The 17,465-nt window shown below is 64.0% G+C and carries 19 protein-coding genes and 3 pseudogenes; 11 read left to right on the forward strand and 11 right to left on the reverse strand.

Annotation, left to right across the window (positions count from 1 at the left end; genetic code table 11):
- The first annotated feature begins 101 nt into the window (after nt 1-101).
- Nucleotides 102-1,451, forward strand: coding sequence for a PQQ-dependent sugar dehydrogenase (locus NKI32_RS03015; RefSeq protein ID WP_352510719.1), 1,350 nt, complete (start codon nt 102-104; stop codon nt 1,449-1,451).
- A 24-nt stretch (nt 1,452-1,475) separates the two neighbouring features.
- Here the strand turns inward: NKI32_RS03015 and NKI32_RS03020 are convergent, their stop codons facing one another.
- A complete protein-coding gene (locus tag NKI32_RS03020) occupies nt 1,476-2,381 on the reverse strand; it encodes a hypothetical protein (protein WP_353001800.1) in 906 nt (301 codons plus the stop codon).
- A gap of 177 nt (nt 2,382-2,558) precedes the next feature.
- Between NKI32_RS03020 and NKI32_RS03025 the strand changes: the two are divergent.
- From NKI32_RS03025 to NKI32_RS03035, 3 genes and pseudogenes are all read left to right on the forward strand, one after another.
- Nucleotides 2,559-3,174, forward strand: a pseudogene (locus NKI32_RS03025) (LysE family translocator).
- Between the two features lie 179 nt (nt 3,175-3,353).
- Nucleotides 3,354-4,328 (forward strand): cysteine synthase A, encoded by a 975-nt coding sequence (cysK, locus tag NKI32_RS03030; protein ID WP_023692952.1) that lies wholly within the window; start codon nt 3,354-3,356, stop codon nt 4,326-4,328.
- A 199-nt stretch (nt 4,329-4,527) separates the two neighbouring features.
- Complete coding sequence (locus tag NKI32_RS03035) at nt 4,528-5,154, forward strand: glutathione S-transferase family protein (RefSeq protein WP_353001802.1); 627 nt, start codon at nt 4,528-4,530, stop codon at nt 5,152-5,154.
- A gap of 9 nt (nt 5,155-5,163) precedes the next feature.
- Here NKI32_RS03035 and NKI32_RS03040 read toward each other — a convergent pair whose 3' ends face one another.
- Nucleotides 5,164-6,408: an RNA polymerase sigma factor gene (locus NKI32_RS03040; RefSeq protein WP_353001804.1), complete on the reverse strand. Its 1,245-nt coding sequence runs from the start codon at nt 6,406-6,408 to the stop codon at nt 5,164-5,166.
- 7 nt (nt 6,409-6,415) lie between these two features.
- Complete coding sequence (locus tag NKI32_RS03045) at nt 6,416-6,784, reverse strand: YciI family protein (protein ID WP_023681239.1); 369 nt, start codon at nt 6,782-6,784, stop codon at nt 6,416-6,418.
- 277 nt (nt 6,785-7,061) lie between these two features.
- On the opposite strand from NKI32_RS03045, the pseudogene NKI32_RS03050 reads away from it, so the two are divergent.
- Nucleotides 7,062-7,409 (forward strand): annotated as a pseudogene (locus NKI32_RS03050) (RidA family protein); the annotation flags it as partial.
- Between the two features lie 34 nt (nt 7,410-7,443).
- Here the strand turns inward: NKI32_RS03050 and NKI32_RS03055 are convergent.
- From NKI32_RS03055 to NKI32_RS03065, 3 genes are all read right to left on the reverse strand, one after another.
- Nucleotides 7,444-7,698: a hypothetical protein gene (locus NKI32_RS03055; RefSeq protein WP_023749321.1), complete on the reverse strand. Its 255-nt coding sequence runs from the start codon at nt 7,696-7,698 to the stop codon at nt 7,444-7,446.
- 69 nt (nt 7,699-7,767) lie between these two features.
- The gene (locus tag NKI32_RS03060; protein WP_352537489.1) at nt 7,768-8,184 is read right to left on the reverse strand and encodes a thiol-disulfide oxidoreductase DCC family protein; all 417 of its coding nucleotides are present in this window, start codon (nt 8,182-8,184) and stop codon (nt 7,768-7,770) included.
- A gap of 179 nt (nt 8,185-8,363) precedes the next feature.
- A complete protein-coding gene (locus tag NKI32_RS03065) occupies nt 8,364-8,513 on the reverse strand; it encodes a hypothetical protein (protein WP_196813601.1) in 150 nt (49 codons plus the stop codon).
- A 345-nt stretch (nt 8,514-8,858) separates the two neighbouring features.
- Between NKI32_RS03065 and ku the strand changes: the two genes are divergently transcribed.
- Nucleotides 8,859-9,725, forward strand: coding sequence for a non-homologous end joining protein Ku (gene ku / locus NKI32_RS03070; protein WP_023681243.1), 867 nt, complete (start codon nt 8,859-8,861; stop codon nt 9,723-9,725).
- Nucleotides 9,726-9,736: 11 nt separating this feature from the next.
- Entirely contained in the window at nt 9,737-12,247 is a 2,511-nt protein-coding gene (gene ligD, locus NKI32_RS03075) for a DNA ligase D (RefSeq protein ID WP_353001805.1), read from the forward strand.
- A 213-nt stretch (nt 12,248-12,460) separates the two neighbouring features.
- Here the strand turns inward: ligD and NKI32_RS03080 are convergent, their stop codons facing one another.
- Nucleotides 12,461-13,135: an ArsR/SmtB family transcription factor gene (locus tag NKI32_RS03080; RefSeq protein WP_353001807.1), complete on the reverse strand. Its 675-nt coding sequence runs from the start codon at nt 13,133-13,135 to the stop codon at nt 12,461-12,463.
- Between the two features lie 69 nt (nt 13,136-13,204).
- Between NKI32_RS03080 and NKI32_RS03085 the strand changes: the two genes are divergently transcribed.
- From NKI32_RS03085 to NKI32_RS03095, 3 genes are all read left to right on the forward strand, one after another.
- Nucleotides 13,205-13,408, forward strand: a complete 204-nt coding sequence (locus tag NKI32_RS03085) for a DUF1127 domain-containing protein (RefSeq protein WP_023726757.1) — start codon at nt 13,205-13,207, stop codon at nt 13,406-13,408.
- Nucleotides 13,409-13,493: 85 nt separating this feature from the next.
- Nucleotides 13,494-13,850, forward strand: coding sequence for an NIPSNAP family protein (locus NKI32_RS03090; RefSeq protein ID WP_023728759.1), 357 nt, complete (start codon nt 13,494-13,496; stop codon nt 13,848-13,850).
- Nucleotides 13,847-14,191 (forward strand): antibiotic biosynthesis monooxygenase family protein, encoded by a 345-nt coding sequence (locus NKI32_RS03095; protein ID WP_353001809.1) that lies wholly within the window; start codon nt 13,847-13,849, stop codon nt 14,189-14,191. The genes NKI32_RS03090 and NKI32_RS03095 overlap by 4 nt, the downstream gene beginning before the upstream one ends.
- A gap of 160 nt (nt 14,192-14,351) precedes the next feature.
- Here NKI32_RS03095 and mbfA read toward each other — a convergent pair whose 3' ends face one another.
- Nucleotides 14,352-15,335 (reverse strand): iron exporter MbfA, encoded by a 984-nt coding sequence (gene mbfA, locus NKI32_RS03100; RefSeq protein WP_353001811.1) that lies wholly within the window; start codon nt 15,333-15,335, stop codon nt 14,352-14,354.
- Between the two features lie 164 nt (nt 15,336-15,499).
- Between mbfA and NKI32_RS03105 the strand changes: the two genes are divergently transcribed.
- The gene (locus tag NKI32_RS03105; RefSeq protein WP_023681249.1) at nt 15,500-15,820 is read left to right on the forward strand and encodes a hypothetical protein; all 321 of its coding nucleotides are present in this window, start codon (nt 15,500-15,502) and stop codon (nt 15,818-15,820) included.
- Between the two features lie 116 nt (nt 15,821-15,936).
- Here NKI32_RS03105 and NKI32_RS03110 read toward each other — a convergent pair.
- The 3 genes and pseudogenes from NKI32_RS03110 to NKI32_RS03120 all read right to left on the reverse strand — a co-directional run bounded on the left by NKI32_RS03110 (nt 15,937) and on the right by NKI32_RS03120 (nt 17,426).
- A pseudogene (locus NKI32_RS03110) lies at nt 15,937-16,298 on the reverse strand (endonuclease domain-containing protein).
- A gap of 95 nt (nt 16,299-16,393) precedes the next feature.
- Nucleotides 16,394-16,765, reverse strand: coding sequence for a hypothetical protein (locus NKI32_RS03115; protein WP_023710358.1), 372 nt, complete (start codon nt 16,763-16,765; stop codon nt 16,394-16,396).
- Between the two features lie 313 nt (nt 16,766-17,078).
- Nucleotides 17,079-17,426, reverse strand: coding sequence for a hypothetical protein (locus NKI32_RS03120; protein WP_353001813.1), 348 nt, complete (start codon nt 17,424-17,426; stop codon nt 17,079-17,081).
- Nucleotides 17,427-17,465 lie beyond the last annotated feature (39 nt).

The raw sequence follows: 17,465 nt of genomic DNA on the forward strand, positions 1-17,465 counted from the left end.
CTCGTCGAATCTGCGCGCGCGCACGCTTCTCTTTTGCGGCGGCCGCACAATATCTCCCTTGTGCATGACGCGCCGACCGGCGCGAGTTCGAGGAGAACAGCATGATCCGGATTGCCGGCTTGGCAGGGCTTGCCCTGCTTCTGGCCACCAGCGCCTTCGCCCAGGAGGCCGATCAACCGCTGCTGACCGGCAAAGACGCTTTCGGCGACTGGACGGCCGACAAGCCAGGTGTGCGCCGGCTGATCAAGCCGGATGATCTGCAAAAGCCCAACATCACCGGATCCGCCTCCAACAGCGCCGGCCTTGGCGATCGACCCGAGGGCGCGAAGCCCGTCCTGCTGCCTGGGTTTTCGGCCGAACTGGTTGCTTCCGGCATTTCCAATCCGCGGGTCGTGCGCGTGGCGCCGAACGGCGACCTGTTCGTCGCCGACAGTGACGCCAACCAGATCCGCGTCTATCGGCTGGCCAAGGGTAGCGCGAAGCCGGCCGAAGAGGGCATTTTTGCCGACAATCTCAACCAGCCCTATGGCATCGCCTTCTACCCGCCTGGCGACAAGCCGCAATGGGTCTATGTCGCGAACAACGACAGCGTGGTCCGCTACGCCTATCGCGACGGCGACCTTAAAGCCTCCGGCGAACCGGAGACGATTGTCTCCGACATCCCTACCGGCGGCCACTGGACCCGCGATATCGCCTTCTCGCCGGACGGGAAGACGCTGTATCTCTCGGTCGGCTCCGGATCGAACGTCGCGGAGGGCATGCAGAAGGCACCGAAGGGCGGCCTTGACGCCTGGGCAAAATCACAGCCACTCGGCGCCACCTGGGGTTCCGAGGATGGCCGTGCCGACGTGCTGGCCTTCGGCCCCGACGGCAAGAATGGCCGCATCCTCGCTACCGGCCTGCGCAATTGCTCGGGCATGACCGTGCAGCCGGCCACCGGCGCGCTGTGGTGTGTCGTCAACGAGCGCGACGGTCTCGGCGACGATGTGCCGTTCGAATATGCCACCTCAGTCAAGGACGGCGCCTTCTATGGCTGGCCCTGGTATTATATCGGCGCCAACGAGGACCCGCGTCACGAGGGCGCGCGCCCAGACCTCGCCGGCTCGGTCACCGTGCCCGACGTGCTGATGCAGGCGCATTCGGCGCCGCTCAACATCGCCTTCTATGACGGCGGCAATTTCCCGGCAGAGTACAAGGGTGACGCCTTCGTCGCCCTGCACGGCTCCTGGAACCGTGGTATGAGGACCGGCTACAAGGTGGTGCGGCTGAGATTCAGCGACGGCAAGCCGACCGGCGAGTACCAGGATTTCATCACCGGCTTCGTCCTCTCCGACGACGCCGTCTGGGGCCGGCCGGTCGGCGTCGCGGTGGCCAGGGACGGCGCGCTTATCGTCACCGAGGATGGCAACGGCACCATCTGGCGCATCACCCATGTCGATGGCCCATCCTGAGCCGGCGAACAGCGCAATCCGGCCCTAATGCACGTCCCGATGGATCACCTTGGGATAGGTATGGATCACCTCGGCCGATGAGACGCGGTCATCGAAACCGGTATCCCTGAGATTGAAGAGCCCGACCGAGCCGAAGGACTTCTTCGCCCCTTGCGCGAAGCGGCTGTCGCTGAAATCGTGCTCGTAAAGCGTCACCGTGACGTGGCCGGCATTGAGCTTCGGCACGTAAACACTGCTGATGGTGTCGTTGGCGACGCCCAGTTGGTTGATGTGGAAGCGATAGAGGTCCTGCACCATGCGCCGGGCCGCATTGCCATTGATCATCCAGTATTCGCGGCGCGATGCGCGGTTCGGGTCGATGAGTTTGAGCGGCGCCTTGCGGCCAAGCCCGAGCCAGTGCTCGAACACCATCACATTGGCGCCCCAGGGATAGGGATAATTGGACTTGTCGATGATGCGTGGCGGGCCATCCTCGGCAATCTCGGCGGTATCGACATAATCCAACCATTGCAGCTGGAACGACGCTTCCAAGTTGAGGTCGGTATTGCGCGGATCGGCAGCAATGATGCGCCAGTCCGAGACCGGCGGATATTTGGTGTCGAGGTCGATGTAGAATTCGCCTTTGGCGGTGTCGTCGGGGTCTATCTTTTGCGGTCCGTCACGCTCGATCGCCACCAGCCGCACCTTGAAGCGGTTGTTGACGACCAGCGGATAGATCATCGGACGAACGGGGTAGGCGCCAGGGTTCCGGCTGTCGGTAAAATATCCAGTCTGCGGAACGACATCGCTATCGCCCTTGTCGAACAGGCTGAAAGCCTGACGCCCCTCGAACCACAGATACCATTCCAGCTCGTGGACGTGACCGCGTGCTTCGGAATAGTTGTTGGGCATCCACTTCATGAGCTGGATGTGAAGTCTTTTGGCTAACATGGGTGCTCCTGCCGTTCGGACCATGCGAGATAGCCGACCGCCTTCGGGGCGTAAGTGAACCATCTCTCGCTTTCAGGCGAGGATGACCGGCTTTCATGTCCTGCTTGGCGCAATCGAATCCGTTTTGCCGTTGCAGGCTTTCATGGCATCAGAGTCGTTTCACGAGGTGCGACCGTCATGACCCTCACCGGCTTCCTTGCCTATAGTGCTGCGCTGGGCATCGCCGCCGCCATTCCCGGGCCCGGCGTCACCGCGCTTGTGGCGCGGGCGCTCGGATCCGGCTTCCGCTCATCGCTGGCGATGTCGTTCGGCCTGATGCTCGGCGACCTCATTTATCTCACCGCGGTGGTGCTCGGCCTTGCCTTTGTCGCGCAAAGCTTCGGCATGGTGTTTCTCGCCATCAAATGGCTGGGCGTCTCCTATCTCGCCTTCCTCGGCTGGCGTTTCTGGACGGCCGGGATCACGCCCGAGACTGTCGAGGCCAGGAAAGGCAAGGGCGGCCTGGTATCGAGCTTCCTTGCCGGCCTCACCGTCACGCTGGGCAACCCGAAAACGATGATCTTCTACCTCGCCATCACCGACCATCGTCGACCTGAAGACCATCACGCTCGCCGACTACGGCATCCTGGTCGCGCTCACCGTCATTGTGCTCTTCGTGGTGCTGGTGCCATATCTTGCGCTGGCCGCCAAGGCGCGCTGGTTCCTGAAATCGCCACGCGCGATGAGGGCGCTGAACCGCACCGCCGCCGGCTTCATGGTGGGCGCGGCCGCTGCCATTGCCGCACGTCAGTAGATCGGTTCAGGCCCATCCATTCCGCCGATCGGTCCATCCGGAAAATGCGGCTTGAGGGGACAAGCGTTTTCAGCAAGCGGCCCACTCGATATTTTCGGCCGGCAGCCTATCTTGCGCGGGCGAAAGCCCTATTCTGTCCGCCGACGCCAATTGCCTGATCTGATTTGGGAGCGAAACCAATGAACAAGCCTTCCGCGCGCGTGCCCGGCCGCGGCCGTGTCTACAACTCGATCACCGAGACGATCGGCGACACGCCGCTGGTGCGGCTCGACAAGTTCGCCAAGGAGAAGGGCGTCGTTGCCAACCTTCTTGCCAAGCTCGAATTCTTCAATCCGATCGCCTCGGTCAAGGACCGCATCGGCGTTTCGATGATCGAGGCGCTGGAAGCGTCGGGCCGGATCAAACCCGGCAAGACGACGCTGATCGAGCCGACCTCGGGCAATACCGGCATCGCGCTCGCCTTCGCCGCCGCCGCCAAGGGCTACAAGCTGATCCTGACCATGCCCGAAACCATGTCGGTGGAGCGCCGCAAGATGCTGGCGCTGCTCGGCGCCGAACTGGTGCTGACCGAAGGACCGAAAGGCATGAAGGGCGCCATCGCCAAGGCGGACGAGCTGGCCGCCACCCTGCCCGACGCCGTCATCCCGCAGCAGTTCGAAAACCCGGCTAATCCGGAGATCCACCGCCGCACCACCGCCGAGGAGATCTGGAACGACACCGATGGCGGGGTCGACATCTTCGTCGCCGGCATCGGTACCGGCGGCACCATCACCGGCGTCGGCCAGGTGCTGAAGCAACGCAAGCCCTCGGTGCATGTCGTCGCCGTCGAGCCGGAGGCCTCGCCGGTGCTGTCGGGCGGCCAGCCCGGCCCGCACAAGATCCAGGGCATCGGCGCCGGCTTTGCGCCAAAGATCCTCGACACTTCGATCTATGACGAGATCGTCAAGGTCTCCAACGAGGATTCGGTCGCCAACGCCCGCCTCGTCGCCCGCCTTGAAGGCGTGCCGGTCGGCATCTCGTCGGGCGCCGCCCTGCAAGCGGCGATCGTCGTCGGCTCGCGGCCGGAGAACAAGGGCAAGAACCTTGTGGTGATCATCCCGTCCTTCGCCGAGCGCTATCTGTCGACGATCCTGTTCGACGGGCTGGGCGCTTAACGTCTCAACGGGATAGCGGGGATCCTTCGCACCCCCCTCCGCCCTGCCGGGCATCGGGGGGTGCTGTCCCTCCGACATCGGAAGTCTCATGGCTGGACCGCAGAAAACCCGGCTGTGGCGTCCGCCACCGGCTTGAGCGGGAGGCGGCTTCAGGGTCAAATCGCCCCGGCCTGCTTCGTGTGGGCAGGGGGAGAATCACATGTACAAGCTTTACACGCGCCCAGGCAGTGGCGGTTTCGTCGTCGAGGCCGCATTGGCGCTGGCAAACGCGCAATTCGACCAGATCGATGTGCCCAAGAAGGATCCGCCGGACCCGGCTTTCCTCGACATCAGCCCGTTGAACCAGGTTCCGGTGCTGACCTTGCCCAACGGTCAATCGATAACCGAATCGGCGGCGATTTGCATCCTGCTTGCCGAGCGCCATCCGGAGGCGGGTCTGGCGCCGGCTGCCGGATCGCCGGATCGCGCCGGTTTCCTGCGCTGGATGGCGTTCATGTCATCGGTGCTCTACCCCGCCATCCTGCGCCTCTACTATGCCCATCGCTACACCACCGATGCCGACGGCAAGAAAGCCGTCAAGCAGGCAGCCATTGCCGAGATGGACCGCGGCTTCGCCATTGTCGATGCAGCCCTCGAGGGGCGCGGCTGGCTGGTCGGCGACGCGATGTCGCTGGCCGACATCTACCTCGTCATGCTGGTGGCCTGGCACCCCGATATGGACAAGGCGCGGGCCGACTGGCCGAACATCGAACGCTTATGGTCGGCGCTGCGCGCGCATCCGCTGATAAAACGGCTCAACACCGCGCATGAGATGTGGCCGGCCTGAACGGACGCTTCAATTTCGCAGGATCGCCCGTTTCGCCTGCAGGAAGCGGCGCACGGCGGGGTCGCGTTCAAGGCCGATCGCCCGGTCATAGGCTTCGACCGCTTGCGCCGCATTGCCGAGCCTGGCCAGCAGGCCGGCGCGAGCGGCCCAATAGGGCTGATAGTCGTTGAGCCGCTTGTCGTCGCCCAGCACGTAGAGCGCCGCCAGTCCTGCCGCCGCCCCTTCGGCCTCGGCAATCGCCACGGCGCGGTTGATCGAAATCACCGGCGAGCCTGATATCGCCGACAGCGCATCGTAGAAGTTACGGATCGCCGCCCAATCGGTTTGGCCGGTCCGTCGCCGCGTCGCATGCACCGATTGTACCGCCGCTTCGAGCTGGTAGCGGCCGATGACGCCAATGGTGGCGGCGTGGCCCAGCAGCGACTCGGCTTCGTCGATCAGCGCGTGATCCCAAAGACGGCAATCCTGGTCGGCGAGCGGCACATAATCTCCAGCCGCATCGCGCCGCGCCGGGCGCCGCGCCTCGGCAAACAGCATCAGCGCCAGCAGGCCGAGCGCTTCCGGTTCGTCCGGCATCAGCGATGCCACCAGCCGCCCGAGCCAGATGCCTTCGGTCGCCAGATTGCGCGCTCTCGTCTCGGTCCCTGCCGGGTCGGTCCAGCCTTCGGCGAAAGCCGCGTAGATCGCTTCCAGCACCGTTTCCAGCCGCTCGCCGAGTTCGGCGCGATCCGGCACGCGGAACGGAATGCCGATCTCGCGGATGCGGCTCTTGGCGCGCACCAGACGCTGGCCCATCGTCGCCGGCGAAATCAGGAAGGCCGAGGCGATCGTCGCCGCGTCGAAACCCAGAATGGTCTGCAGGATCAGCGGCGCCCGCACGCTGGCTTCGATCGCCGGATGCGCGCAGGCAAACATCAGCCTGAGACGCTCGTCGGGCAAGTCGTCGTCTTCCATGCTCGCCTCCATCTCCTCGGCCATCAGCTTGAGATGGTCGCGGCTCGCCTCGCTGGTCAGCCGACGGCGCACCGCATCGACACCACGGCGGCGCGCGACGGTCAGCAGCCATGCTTCCGGCTTGTCGGGCACGCCGGTCTGCGGCCAGCGCTCAAGCGCCGCGGCAAAGGCATCGGCCAGCGCGTCCTCGGCGCCGGCCACGTCGCGTGTGCGCGCAGCAAGGTAGGCGACCAGCTTGCCGTAACTCTGCCGGGCGGCCGCTTCGGCCGCCGCCCGCGCGATCTCCGGGCGATTGTCCATCACGGTTTCATTTCTTGGGCATGTAGTCGGCCATTTCCCAGATCGGCCGCAACTCGACCGTGCCGGCGCTCGCCGCCGGACAGCGCGCCGCCCAGTCGATGGCGGTATCGATATCGGCCGCCTCGATCATGTAGAAGCCGGCAAGCTGCTCCTTGGTGTCGGCATAGGGGCCGTCGATCACGTTGGTCTTGCCGTCTGTGATCCGCACCGAGGTGGTCGCCTGGGTCGGGCGCAACCGTTCGCCGGCGAGCCATGCGCCGGATTTCTTCAACGCTTCGGTATAGGCGGCATATGCTGCGCTCATCTGCTGAGCCTTCTCGATTGGCGTGTTCGCCTGCGCGGCTTCGTCGCTGTTGATCAAAAGCATGTATCGCATGGGTCTTCTCCCGTGGTTTCGAAGGCCGCGTCCTAGCGGGGCCAGACGTATGTCGCGCGGCGGCGGCCGATTTCGACAGGCTTCAGAAAAAACTTTCGCCTCCGCCAGGAGATTTCGCAAGGACCAGATGTTCCTTCGTCTGCTGGCGGATGACCGGCAGCGGACTGGCCGTGGCTCCGCACAGCACTATCCTCTGTCGTTGGCGGGCACGTCACACGAGGCGTGGGAGAAGAGAATGGAACTCGTGACCCACAAGAAATTCAAGAACGGCCGGTTGATGCCATGGGGCAAAGGCACGGTCGTCAGCGGTGCGAAAGGCACCGTCTATCTCTGCGGCAACACCGCGACATCGGCTGACTACGATCCGGCCGGCAAGAAGGGTGGCGGCTTCGCCGGCGATGCCGCGGCGCAGTGGCGGGAAGTTCTCGGCAACATCAAATCGGATCTGGAAGAACTTGGCAGCGGGCTCGACCATCTCATCAGGCTGACCTTTTTCGTCAAAGGGCCATTTCCCGACGGCGGCGTCCTCAGCTCGCCTAATTTTCGTCTCGACGTGCTGGACGCGTTTTTCGCCGAGCATTGTCCGAAGCATTGCAGCGACAACAATCCGCCGCCTTCGGAGGTAATCGGCGTCGCAGCGCTTGCCCAGGCAGACATCGTCATCGAGATCGTCGCCGTCGCGGCGCTGCCGGACTCAGGCGCGAACGAACAGGCCGGCCTTGCGCGAGGTCGCCGTTGCGATCGAAGCGCGCCGGCACGAGCTGCGCCGCCGCGCCGGTGCGGGCGTTGCACAAGGCCTCGGCTCTGGCCAGTGAGCGCCCGGCGACGAGCAGGATCAGGCGTGGCTCGCTCTCCAGCAATTGCACGATGCGGCCGCCGAAAATGCCATAGCCGCCAACGACCAGAAGCCTCATCGCGCCGCTCTTTTTGCGTATGTCGTTCCCGGAACCGAGGTCACTTTTGGGTGACATGTGATTAGCCGATCACGCGCGCACGTATCGCGGCGGACAGGATCTCGCAACTGTCCTTGCGGCCGAACATGGCGTAGCGGTTTTGGCGATGCGTTCGTAGAGCCAGTCACGCAAGGGGCGCGGGATGAGCAGCAGGGCCTTCGCCGCCCGCCACGGCCAGCCGAGTTCGGCCATCACCGCGATGAAACTGTCCAGCCGGATGAAGGGAGCGCCGCCGACAAGGACCAGATTGGTCTCGTAGCTGTCGGTGCGCAGCCCGTATCTCTGGAACAGCGCCTCGCCGAAGGGCGACTGCGCCGTGGCGAAGCGGAAGCGGTTTTTGCGGTCGAGCCCGACCACCGTGCGTACGAAGCCCGAGCACAGCACGCAGACGCCGTCGAAAACGATCAATGGCTGGCTGGCATCGAAGGGTTCAGGAGAAGAAGTCACGGGACGTCCGGCAGCTTGTGTCTTCAGACACTAAGCCCGCCGGCAGCGGGATCAAAGTCGCGGCGTTGTCGCACGGCTTCTCGCGGCCAGCGCGGGGCGCTCGGCGCGATAGGTGGTTGCGCGGGGATCGGCCTCCGGTCTGCAGATCCGGCTGTCGTGACGCGTTTCGAATGTCATGATCAATGCGCGCCGAGCGAGCTGCCGCGACGGGCGCAGGCCGGACCCGGGCCGCGCATGTAGTAGCGCTCCGGTCGATAGGTCGGCGCGATGAACTCGCGGATGGCGGCGGCATAGCCGGCGATGTGGCCCCAGAATTTCATTTTACTCAAGTCCCTGTCCCGATTTTCGGATGTCCCGTCCGATTGCGGGGATCATAGCGTCGAGGCGTGAATAGTCGGTGAACACGATGTTAATCTTTGGTCGAAAACCCCATGCTTCGTGGCCGGAATGCGGCTGTTTGGGGGTCTTTCGGTGTGGTTCGTCGCCATTTCCGGCATTGTGACTTTTGCATCACATATGTTTCGTCTGGATGTCGCTTGAGCGCGGTTCTGTTTCAGATTTGGCGAGCCTCTCGAAATTTCCATGCTCGCTGCCGAAATGCCCCTGGTTGCGCGCCCGGAACCGGAACGGGCCTTGCCCGTTCTCGCTTGAACCGCATCGCGCAGGAGTTCGCCATGGCACCTCGCCCCGCCTGGAAGGGCTATCTGAAACTGTCGCTGGTCACCTGCGCTGTCGAACTGACCAACGTCGTCACCCACGCCGAAAAAGTTTCGTTCCGGGTGCTCAACCGCAAGACCGGCAACACGGTCAAGCGCATCTATGTCGATTCTGAAACCGGCAAGCCGCTGGGCGATGGCGACGAGATCAGGGGCTATGAGGTGAGCCCCGGTGAGTTCGTCCATATCGAGGACGAAGAGATCGAAGCGGTGCAGATCGAGTCCTCGCACACGATGGCGCTGGATGGCTTCGTCGACAAAGCCTCGATAGAGCAGATCTATCTCGACACGCCCTATTATGTCACGCCCGCCGACAAGGTGTCGGAGGAGGCCTTTGCCGTCATCCGCGATGCCATGGCGGACAAGAAGATGGCCGGGCTGGCGCGCGTCGTGCTCTATAGCCGCGAGCGGCCCGTGGTGATCGAGCCGCGCGGCAAAGGCATGGTGCTGACCACCTTGCGGTACGGCAACACGGTGCGGGAGCCGGAGAGCATCTTCGGCGACATCAAGGCGGTGAAGACCGACCAGGAGATGACCGATATGGCCGAACGCATCATCGACAAGAAGAAGGGGAAGTTCGATCCGTCGACATTCGAGGACAAGTATGAGGACGCGCTGCTCGAACTGATCCGCGCCAAGAAGGCCGGCAAGAAGGCTCCGAAAGCGCAGGCCGCGCCCAAGCCGTCCAATGTCGTCAATCTGTTCGACGCGCTGAAGAAGAGCCTGTCCGATGGCGGCCAGGCGGAAGGCCCGGCGAAGAAGGCCAAGCCGGCGGCAAAAAGCGGCAAGGCGAAAGCTTCTGCGCCCAAGCGCAAGTCGGCTTGAGGGTCGGCGCCGTGGCCAGCCTCGAACAATATCAGTCCAAGCGCGATTTCAAGAAGACGGCCGAGCCGGCGGGCAAGGTCGCGCGCGGCAAGCAGCCCGGCGGCATCTTCGTCGTCCAGAAGCACGACGCGACCAGGCTGCACTATGATTTCCGCCTCGAGCATGAGGGCGTGTTGTGGAGCTGGGCGGTGACGCGAGGCCCGAGCCTCGACCCGCACGAAAAGCGGCTGGCCGTGCATGTCGAGGACCACCCGATCGACTATGCCGGCTTCGAGGGCACCATTCCCAAGGGCGAATATGGCGGCGGCACCGTCATCGTCTGGGACGAAGGCACATGGACGCCAGAGATCGACCCGGCCAAGGCGATGAAGAAGGGCCATATCGACTTCGAACTCAACGGCCAGAAGCTGAATGGGCGGTGGCATCTGGTCAGATTAAGGCCCCGCCCGGGCGAAAAGCGCGACAACTGGCTGCTGATCAAATCCGACGATGCCGCCGCCCGCCCCGGCGAGGATATCCTGAAGGACGCACCGAAATCGGTGAAGTCCGGCCTGACCATCGAAGAGGTCGCGGAAGGCAAGACCGCCGACGGCAAGAAGCCGAAGGTCTGGCACTCCAACAAGCCCGCGGCATCCAGCAAGGCGAAAGCCGGCAAGCGCCTCGACTTCGTCGAGCCGCAACTGGCGACGCTGGAGCGCGAGGCGCCGCCCGGCGAGGACTGGCTGCATGAGGTCAAGTTCGACGGTTACCGCATGCAGGCGCAGATCGCCGGCACGGAGGTGCGGCTGCTGACCCGCACCGGCCTCGACTGGACGGAGAAATTCGGCCTCGAGATCGTCGCGGAACTCGCCCAGCTGAAATGCAGCGACGCCATCATCGATGGCGAAATCGTCGTGCTCGCCGACAGCGGCGTTTCGTCTTTCTCGCTGCTGCAGCAGGATCTCTCCGCCAATCGAACCGACCGCTTCACCTACTATGTGTTCGACCAGATGCGGCTTGACGGCAAGGATTTGCGCCGCGAGCCGCTGGTCGAGCGCAAGCAGGCGCTGCAGGAGCTGCTCGGCGAGACGGCCGAAAATGCCGCTGTTCGCTTCAGCGACCATTTCGCGGAACCGGGCAAGATCATGCTGCAGCACGCCTGCCGCATGGGCCTTGAAGGCATCGTCTCCAAGCGCGCCGATGCGCCCTACCGCAGCGGCCGTGGCCCAAGCTGGGTGAAGTCGAAATGCACGGCCCGCCAGGAATTCGTCATCGGCGGGTATCTGCCCTCGGACAAGACCGGCCGCGGCCTGCGTTCGCTGCTGGTCGGCTACCACGAGGGCGGCAAGCTCCACTATGCCGGCCGCGTCGGCACGGGCTTCACAGCCAGGAGCGCCACCGATTTGAAGAAAAAACTCGATGCGCTGAAGGCAGACGCCTCGCCGTTTGCCGCCGCGGTGCCAAAGGGCAAGGGTTTGGTCTGGGTCAGGCCCGAACTTGTCGGCGAAGTGGAGTTCCGCAGCTGGACCTCGGACCGTATAATACGCCACGCGTCGTTCCAGGGACTGCGCGAGGACAAGCCGGCGGAGGAAGTCGTGCAGGAAAAGCCATCGAAGGCGGCGAACAAGGCAAAGCCGGCGGCAGGCGGCGCCGGCAAGGCCGCCGGGGCTAAGGCGCCCGCGACGATCACGACCAGCGTAAAACTATCCCATCCCGACAAGCTGCTGTGGCCCGAGGAAAAAATATCCAAGCAGGACTTGCTCGAACACTACGCGCTGGTCTGGCCGCGCATGGAGCAGTTCATCGTCAACCGGCCGCTCAGCCTGGTCAGGGCGCCGGATGGCATCGGCGGTCCGCGCTTCTTCCAGAAACATGCTTCGGCCGGCATGAGCGACAAGATTGCCCGCATGAAGGACCCGACCGATGGCGAGGAAATCCTGTTCATCCGCGATTTCGACGGCCTTGCCGCTCTGGTCCAGTACGGCGTGGTCGAGGTCCACATCTGGGGCTGCAAGATCGATGAGCTGGAAAAGCCGGATCAGATCATCTTCGATCTCGATCCCGACGAAGGCGTCGACGTCAAGGCGGTGCGCGAGGCCGCGCTCGACATCAGAGGCAAGCTCGACGATCTGTCGCTGCCGAATTTCGTCAAGCCGTCAGGCGGCAAGGGCTATCACGTGCTGGTGCCGCTGAAGCCGTCGGCGGATTGGGAGGCGGTCAAAACCTTCTCGCATGATTTCGCCAAGGCGCTGGAGCAGGCCGCGCCCGACCGCTACACGGCGACGCTGTCGAAAAAGGCGCGCACCGGAAAAATCTTCGTCGACTATCTGCGCAATGGCAGGGGCTCGACCACCGTCGCGCCTTACTCTTCCCGCGCCAAGAAGGGCGCGACGGTCTCGGTACCGGTGACGTGGGCGGAGGTTGAGAAGGGGCTAGCGCCGAATTCCTTCCCGATCGGCGACAAGACGACGCTGAAGGAATTGGAGAAGGCCGATCCGTGGGCGGATTTCTTCGAGCAGGCGAAGGTGCTGAAGCGGGGGTGAGCGTCGCGCGCCTCACCTGCTACGCAAGCGTTCCGTCACACCCCCCTCTGTCCTCAAGGGGGGAGATTAGCAGTTTCGCCGTTCCTGCCTTACAGCGTTGATGGTTGGCGAAAGCGACCAGGCGCACAATCTCCCCCCTTGAGGGGGAGATGGGCGGCAGGCCAGAGGGGGGTGCTGTCCCGCCAGCGTCGCCCAATTAGCGCCGCCGAACCTCTACGCTAAAAACACCCGCTCGAACGCCTGCTTCCCCGGCGGTGAAAACACCACCGCACGGCTATCCTTCTCCCGCCGCGCCCATTTTTCCGACAGGATCTTGTCGAGGATCGCCGCGCCCAGCGTTCCCGCGAGGTGCGAGCGGCGCACGCTCCAGTCGAGGCAGGCGCGGCAGACCGGCCGGCGCGGCTTGGCGCCGACGTCGATGCCGATGGCCGAAAAATGCGAGGCTGCTGCTGGCCCCAGCCTCATCTCATTGTCGTCGCGCAACAGGATGCCGCGCGCGACGAGGCGGTCGAGCATCGCCACCGCATGTTCGCCGGCGAGGTGGTCGTAGCAGACACGGGCGACGCGCATGGCGCCGTCGCGCGGGCCGGGCCGCACGCGCTTGGGACCAACCGCTTCGGCCACCCCGGTGATGGCCTCGATCATGCCGGCAACCTGCGGCCCTGCGAGGCCGTAATAGCGATGCCGTCCCTGGCTGGTCAAAGTTAAAAGCCCGCCCTCCATCAGTTTCGACAGATGCGAGGACGCCGTCGGCAGCGAGACGCCGGCCTCCAGCGCCAGTTCGCTGGCCGTCAAAGCCGTGCCGCCCATCAGCGCATTCAGCATGTTTGCCCGCGCCGGATCGCCGACCAGGCTGCCGATGCGGGCAATGTCGGGTCCTTCACGCATAGTTAGGTCTCCATCGAAGCATTCTCGTCAGATAAGCATTATTGTCGGGCGGGATCAAGGAGAACGCCGATGCCAACCGCTTCTGTCCCACTCGCCAGCCGCCGGCCGTTCCCGTTCGTCACCTGGCTGCAACGGCGGCTGCTCGCCCGCTGGTACGACCGCCATCTGCAGCGGCTCGACCTCGCGGAGGTCGACGATCATCTGCTGCGCGATCTCGGCCTGACCCGTGAGGATGTGCGCCGCGAATGCGCAAAATCCTTCTGGCAGGCCTGACAGCCAGCGCTTTTGCTTAGCAGACCCTGCGGCACAACGTTTCGACGCCGCTCGAACTATCCACGCGAAACCCAAGGAGTTCACGATGACCATCACCTGCTTCATCCGCTATGAGATCGACCCGTTCGGCAAGCCGGCCTTCGAGCAATATGCCAAGGCCTGGGGCCAGGCGATCCCGCGCTGCGGCGCCGATCTGATCGGCTACTACGCCCCGCATGAGGGCTCGGCCACCACCGCCTACGCCGCCTACAACATCGACAGCCTCGCTGCCTATGAGGCCTACCGCGCCCGCCTCGCCGCCGATCCCGCCGGCAAGGCCAATTACGAATTCGCCCGCCGGGAAAAGTTCATCTTGAAAGAGGACCGCATCTTCCTGAAGCTGGTGTCGGGGCCGCATGGACCGCGGCAGCTGTTCCAGACCGCGGTCAAGGAGGAAGCATGATCGCTGTCATCTTCGAGGTGCAACCGGCTGAGGGAAAGCGCGATGCCTATCTCGGCATCGCTGCCGAGTTGCGGCCGCTGCTCGACGGCATCGATGGTTTCATCTCGATCGAGCGCTTCCAGAGCTTGGCCGACCCGAACCGCGTCCTGTCGCTGTCCTTCTGGCGCGACGAGGAAGCGGTCGAGGCGTGGCGCAACACGGAAGAGCACCGGCAGGCGCAAAAGGCCGGCCGGGGCGGAATCTTTGCCGGCTACCGGCTGCGCATTGCGCATGTGCTGCGGGACTATGGGCTGACGGAGAGGGACGAGGCGCCAGAGGATAGCAGGGCGGTGAATGGGTGACTAGGTATCGGCGTCGCGCCAGGCCCCCTCATCCGGCCGCTTCGCGGCCACCTTCTCCCCGCTGGGGAGAAGAGACTGGCGCAGGCTTCGAAAATCTCCTCTCCCCTCGGGGAGAGGTCAGCCGAGCGAAGCGGAGGCTGGGTGAGGGGGCGCTTGGCGCTCACGCATTCCCGATCAGCACCCCGGCCGCAAACACCAGCGCCCCACCCAGCACCACCTGAAACGCCGCGCGCAGAAACGGGGTTTGCATGTAGCGGTTCTGCACGAAGGCGATCGCCCACAATTCGAAGAACACCACGACGGCCGCCACCGCCGTCGCCGTCCAGAAATGCGGGATGATGTAAGGCAGCGCGTGGCCCAGCCCACCCAGCGTCGTCATGATGCCGACGGTCAGTCCGCGCTTGATCGGCGAGCCACGCCCCGACAGCTTGCCATCGTCGGAAGCGACCTCCGTAAAGCCCATCGAGATGCCGGCGCCGATCGAGGCGGCGAGGCCAACCAGCAGCGTCTGCCAGGTGTCGTGCGTGGCAAACGCTGCGGCAAAGATCGGCGCCAGTGTCGACACCGAGCCATCCATCAGCCCGGCAAGCCCGGGCTGGACATAGGTCAGGATGAACTGGCGCTGCTCGGCGCTGGCTTCCTCGTCCTTGACCTCGCCCGGCACAAGTTTCTGCTCCAGCCAGTGCGCCGAATTCTCATGGCTTTGCTCGGCCGCGGCCAGGTCGCCGAGTAGTTTCCGCGTCGAGGCATCGCCGGTGCGCTTGGCCGCCTCGACATAGAAGCGATAGGCCTGCCGCTCCATCTCTTCGGCTTGGCGCCGCACATGCTCGATGCCGAGCGGCCGCACCAGCCAGTCGGGCTTGCGCTCGTAATAGCCTTTCACGTGCTCGCGGCGCAGCAACGGAATGCGCTCGCCGAAACGTTTGCGGTAAAGCTCGATCAGCGAATCGCGATGGCCGTCTTCCTCCGCCGCCATCGCCTCGAACACTTTCGCCGATTGCGGAAAACTGTCCGCCAGCCCGTCGGCATAGGCGCGGTAGATGCGCCCGTCATCCTCTTCGGATGAAATTGCCAGGGCCAGGATCTCCTGTTCCGACAGCGTTTCGAAAGGACGGCGGCCGAAACCGAAGACACGGGAAAGCATGAGAAATTCACCCCAGTTTAGAACAATTCTAAACTAGGCGCTGCAGTCTCCGCGGTCAATCACCAGTCAAGAAATGTTGAAGCGCCGGATTGCAACGCGCCCTTCATTATCGGCAAATGTTCGCCTATATCGGTCGCGATACGCAAGCGAAAGGCATGAGCAAGATGACGGCAAAGCCGCACGACCACTTCGATCCGAAACCCGTCCTCGATCTGATCGCCAGCATCGAGGCCGATTTGCAACGGCTGAAAGGCCTGGTCGAACAGCAGGTCGAAAAATTCGACCCCGCCAATCCGCACAACAAGGCGCCCGACGGCAAGCTGACCGAGGAGGGCGTCGAATGCTGCTACCGCCTGTTCGACGAAGGCAAGTCGCGCTACTCGGTCGCCCAGCAGATGAAGATCTCGTTTGCCGCCGCGACGCACCGGTTCAATTCCTGGCGCAAGGCGGGCGGCCCGAAGCGTCAAAGGGCGTTGCTGGGATAATTGGCGAAAGCCAAGGCGGAACCCGATCTCCCCCCTCGTGGGGGAGATGGCCGGCAGGCCAGAGGGGGCGCTGTCCCGCCGACCTTTCCCTGCCTAAAGCCCAGCACCGGCACGGTTCAGGATGCGCCTCCAAGCCCAGCCGCAATCACAATATGCTGGCAGACATTGTCGACGTCGCGGATGACGTCGTCATTCCAGAACCGCAGGACGGTCCAGCCATCTTGTTCGAGGTGCGATGTCCGCGTTTCATCACCGGCAGCCGCGCCGGCGTCCGCATGCTGGGAGCCATCGACTTCGATGACCAGCTTCTTCTCCAGGCAAGCGAAATCGACGATGTAGGCGGCAATCGGAAATTGTCGCCGGAAGCCAAGCCCCATAGCCGGTGGGCACGAAGTTCGTTCCAGAGCTTGAGTTCGGCTGGCGTCAGGACTTTGCGCATCGATCTGGCGTTTGCGCGATGTCGAGGCGTGTGCGGCATTACGATGCTCGGTGGTTGCCGAGGCTTGCGCTCTATGGCGCCCCCTCTGTCCTGCCGGACAGCTCCCCCACTTGGGGGGAGTTTGGCTGTACTTCCTACGGCGTCAGTTCAATTTCCTCCGTCTCGCCGCCATTGCAGGTGTAGCAACAATCCTCGCATTTTTCCTTGTTGTTGGGGCCGACGCCCCAATAGGTTCCCTCGTCGCCGTCCACCCAGGCGCCGTAGCAGATGGACTCGCCTTCGTCGCACGACACCGGGATCTGCTTGGTCTCGCCATCGTCGAGATAGAAATCCTTGTCGTTGCCCGGCCAGACATAGTCGCGGTCCTGGCTGTAGAGCTCGAGGCGCATGGCGTTGGGATGGCTGTTCTTGACGGCGAAGGTGATGTCGGCGGCGTGCGCGGCCGGCGCAAACATCGCGGCAAGCGAGAGCGCGACGAAGATGCGGCGCGTGATGGTGAAAGACATTGAAACCCCCGAGGCAAATCGGCCCCCCGGCCGAGGGAATCAGCATCGCATGATGGCGGCTGACATTGAAGGGGAGCGGCTGACTGATTTTGGGGTGATTGGTGGAGGGCGGAACGGCTGATCTCTCCCCTCGTGGGGGAGATGCCTGGCAAGGCAGAGGGGGGCGCTGTCCCGCCGACCTCTCATTCCTGCAGCCACGTCATTCAATTTTAGGCTTGCTGATCCATACGCTGGCGATCCTTCGCGCCCCCCTCTGTCCTGCCGGACATCTCCCCCACGAGGGGGGAGATCAGCAGCTTCGGCGCCCCGCCCCTCACTCCACCAGATCGATCGTCTCGGTCGTTTTCTCCACGCAGATGAAACAGCACGTATCGCACGGCTGGTCATTATCCGGCCCGACGCCGGCCGAAATCGCATCATTGCCATTCACCCAGGCGCCGTAGCAGATGTTCTCACCTTGATTGCACGAGATCGGCACTGATTTCTGCGAGTTAGGCTCGATCAGAAACACCTGGTCGCCGCCCGGCCACGACATCTTGCGGTCACGGCTGAACAGCTCCACCGCCACCGCCTGGCTACGCAGGTTCTTGACGAAGAACGCCATGTCGGCGGCATGCGCCGGGGTGGCGATGAGGAGGGCGGCAAGGGTGAGGCGGAGCATGATGGGGTATCCGAATCGGAGGGGGCACGCTCGCACGGT

This window comes from Mesorhizobium sp. M0761 (genome assembly GCF_040320205.1).
Lineage (GTDB): Bacteria > Pseudomonadota > Alphaproteobacteria > Rhizobiales > Rhizobiaceae > Mesorhizobium.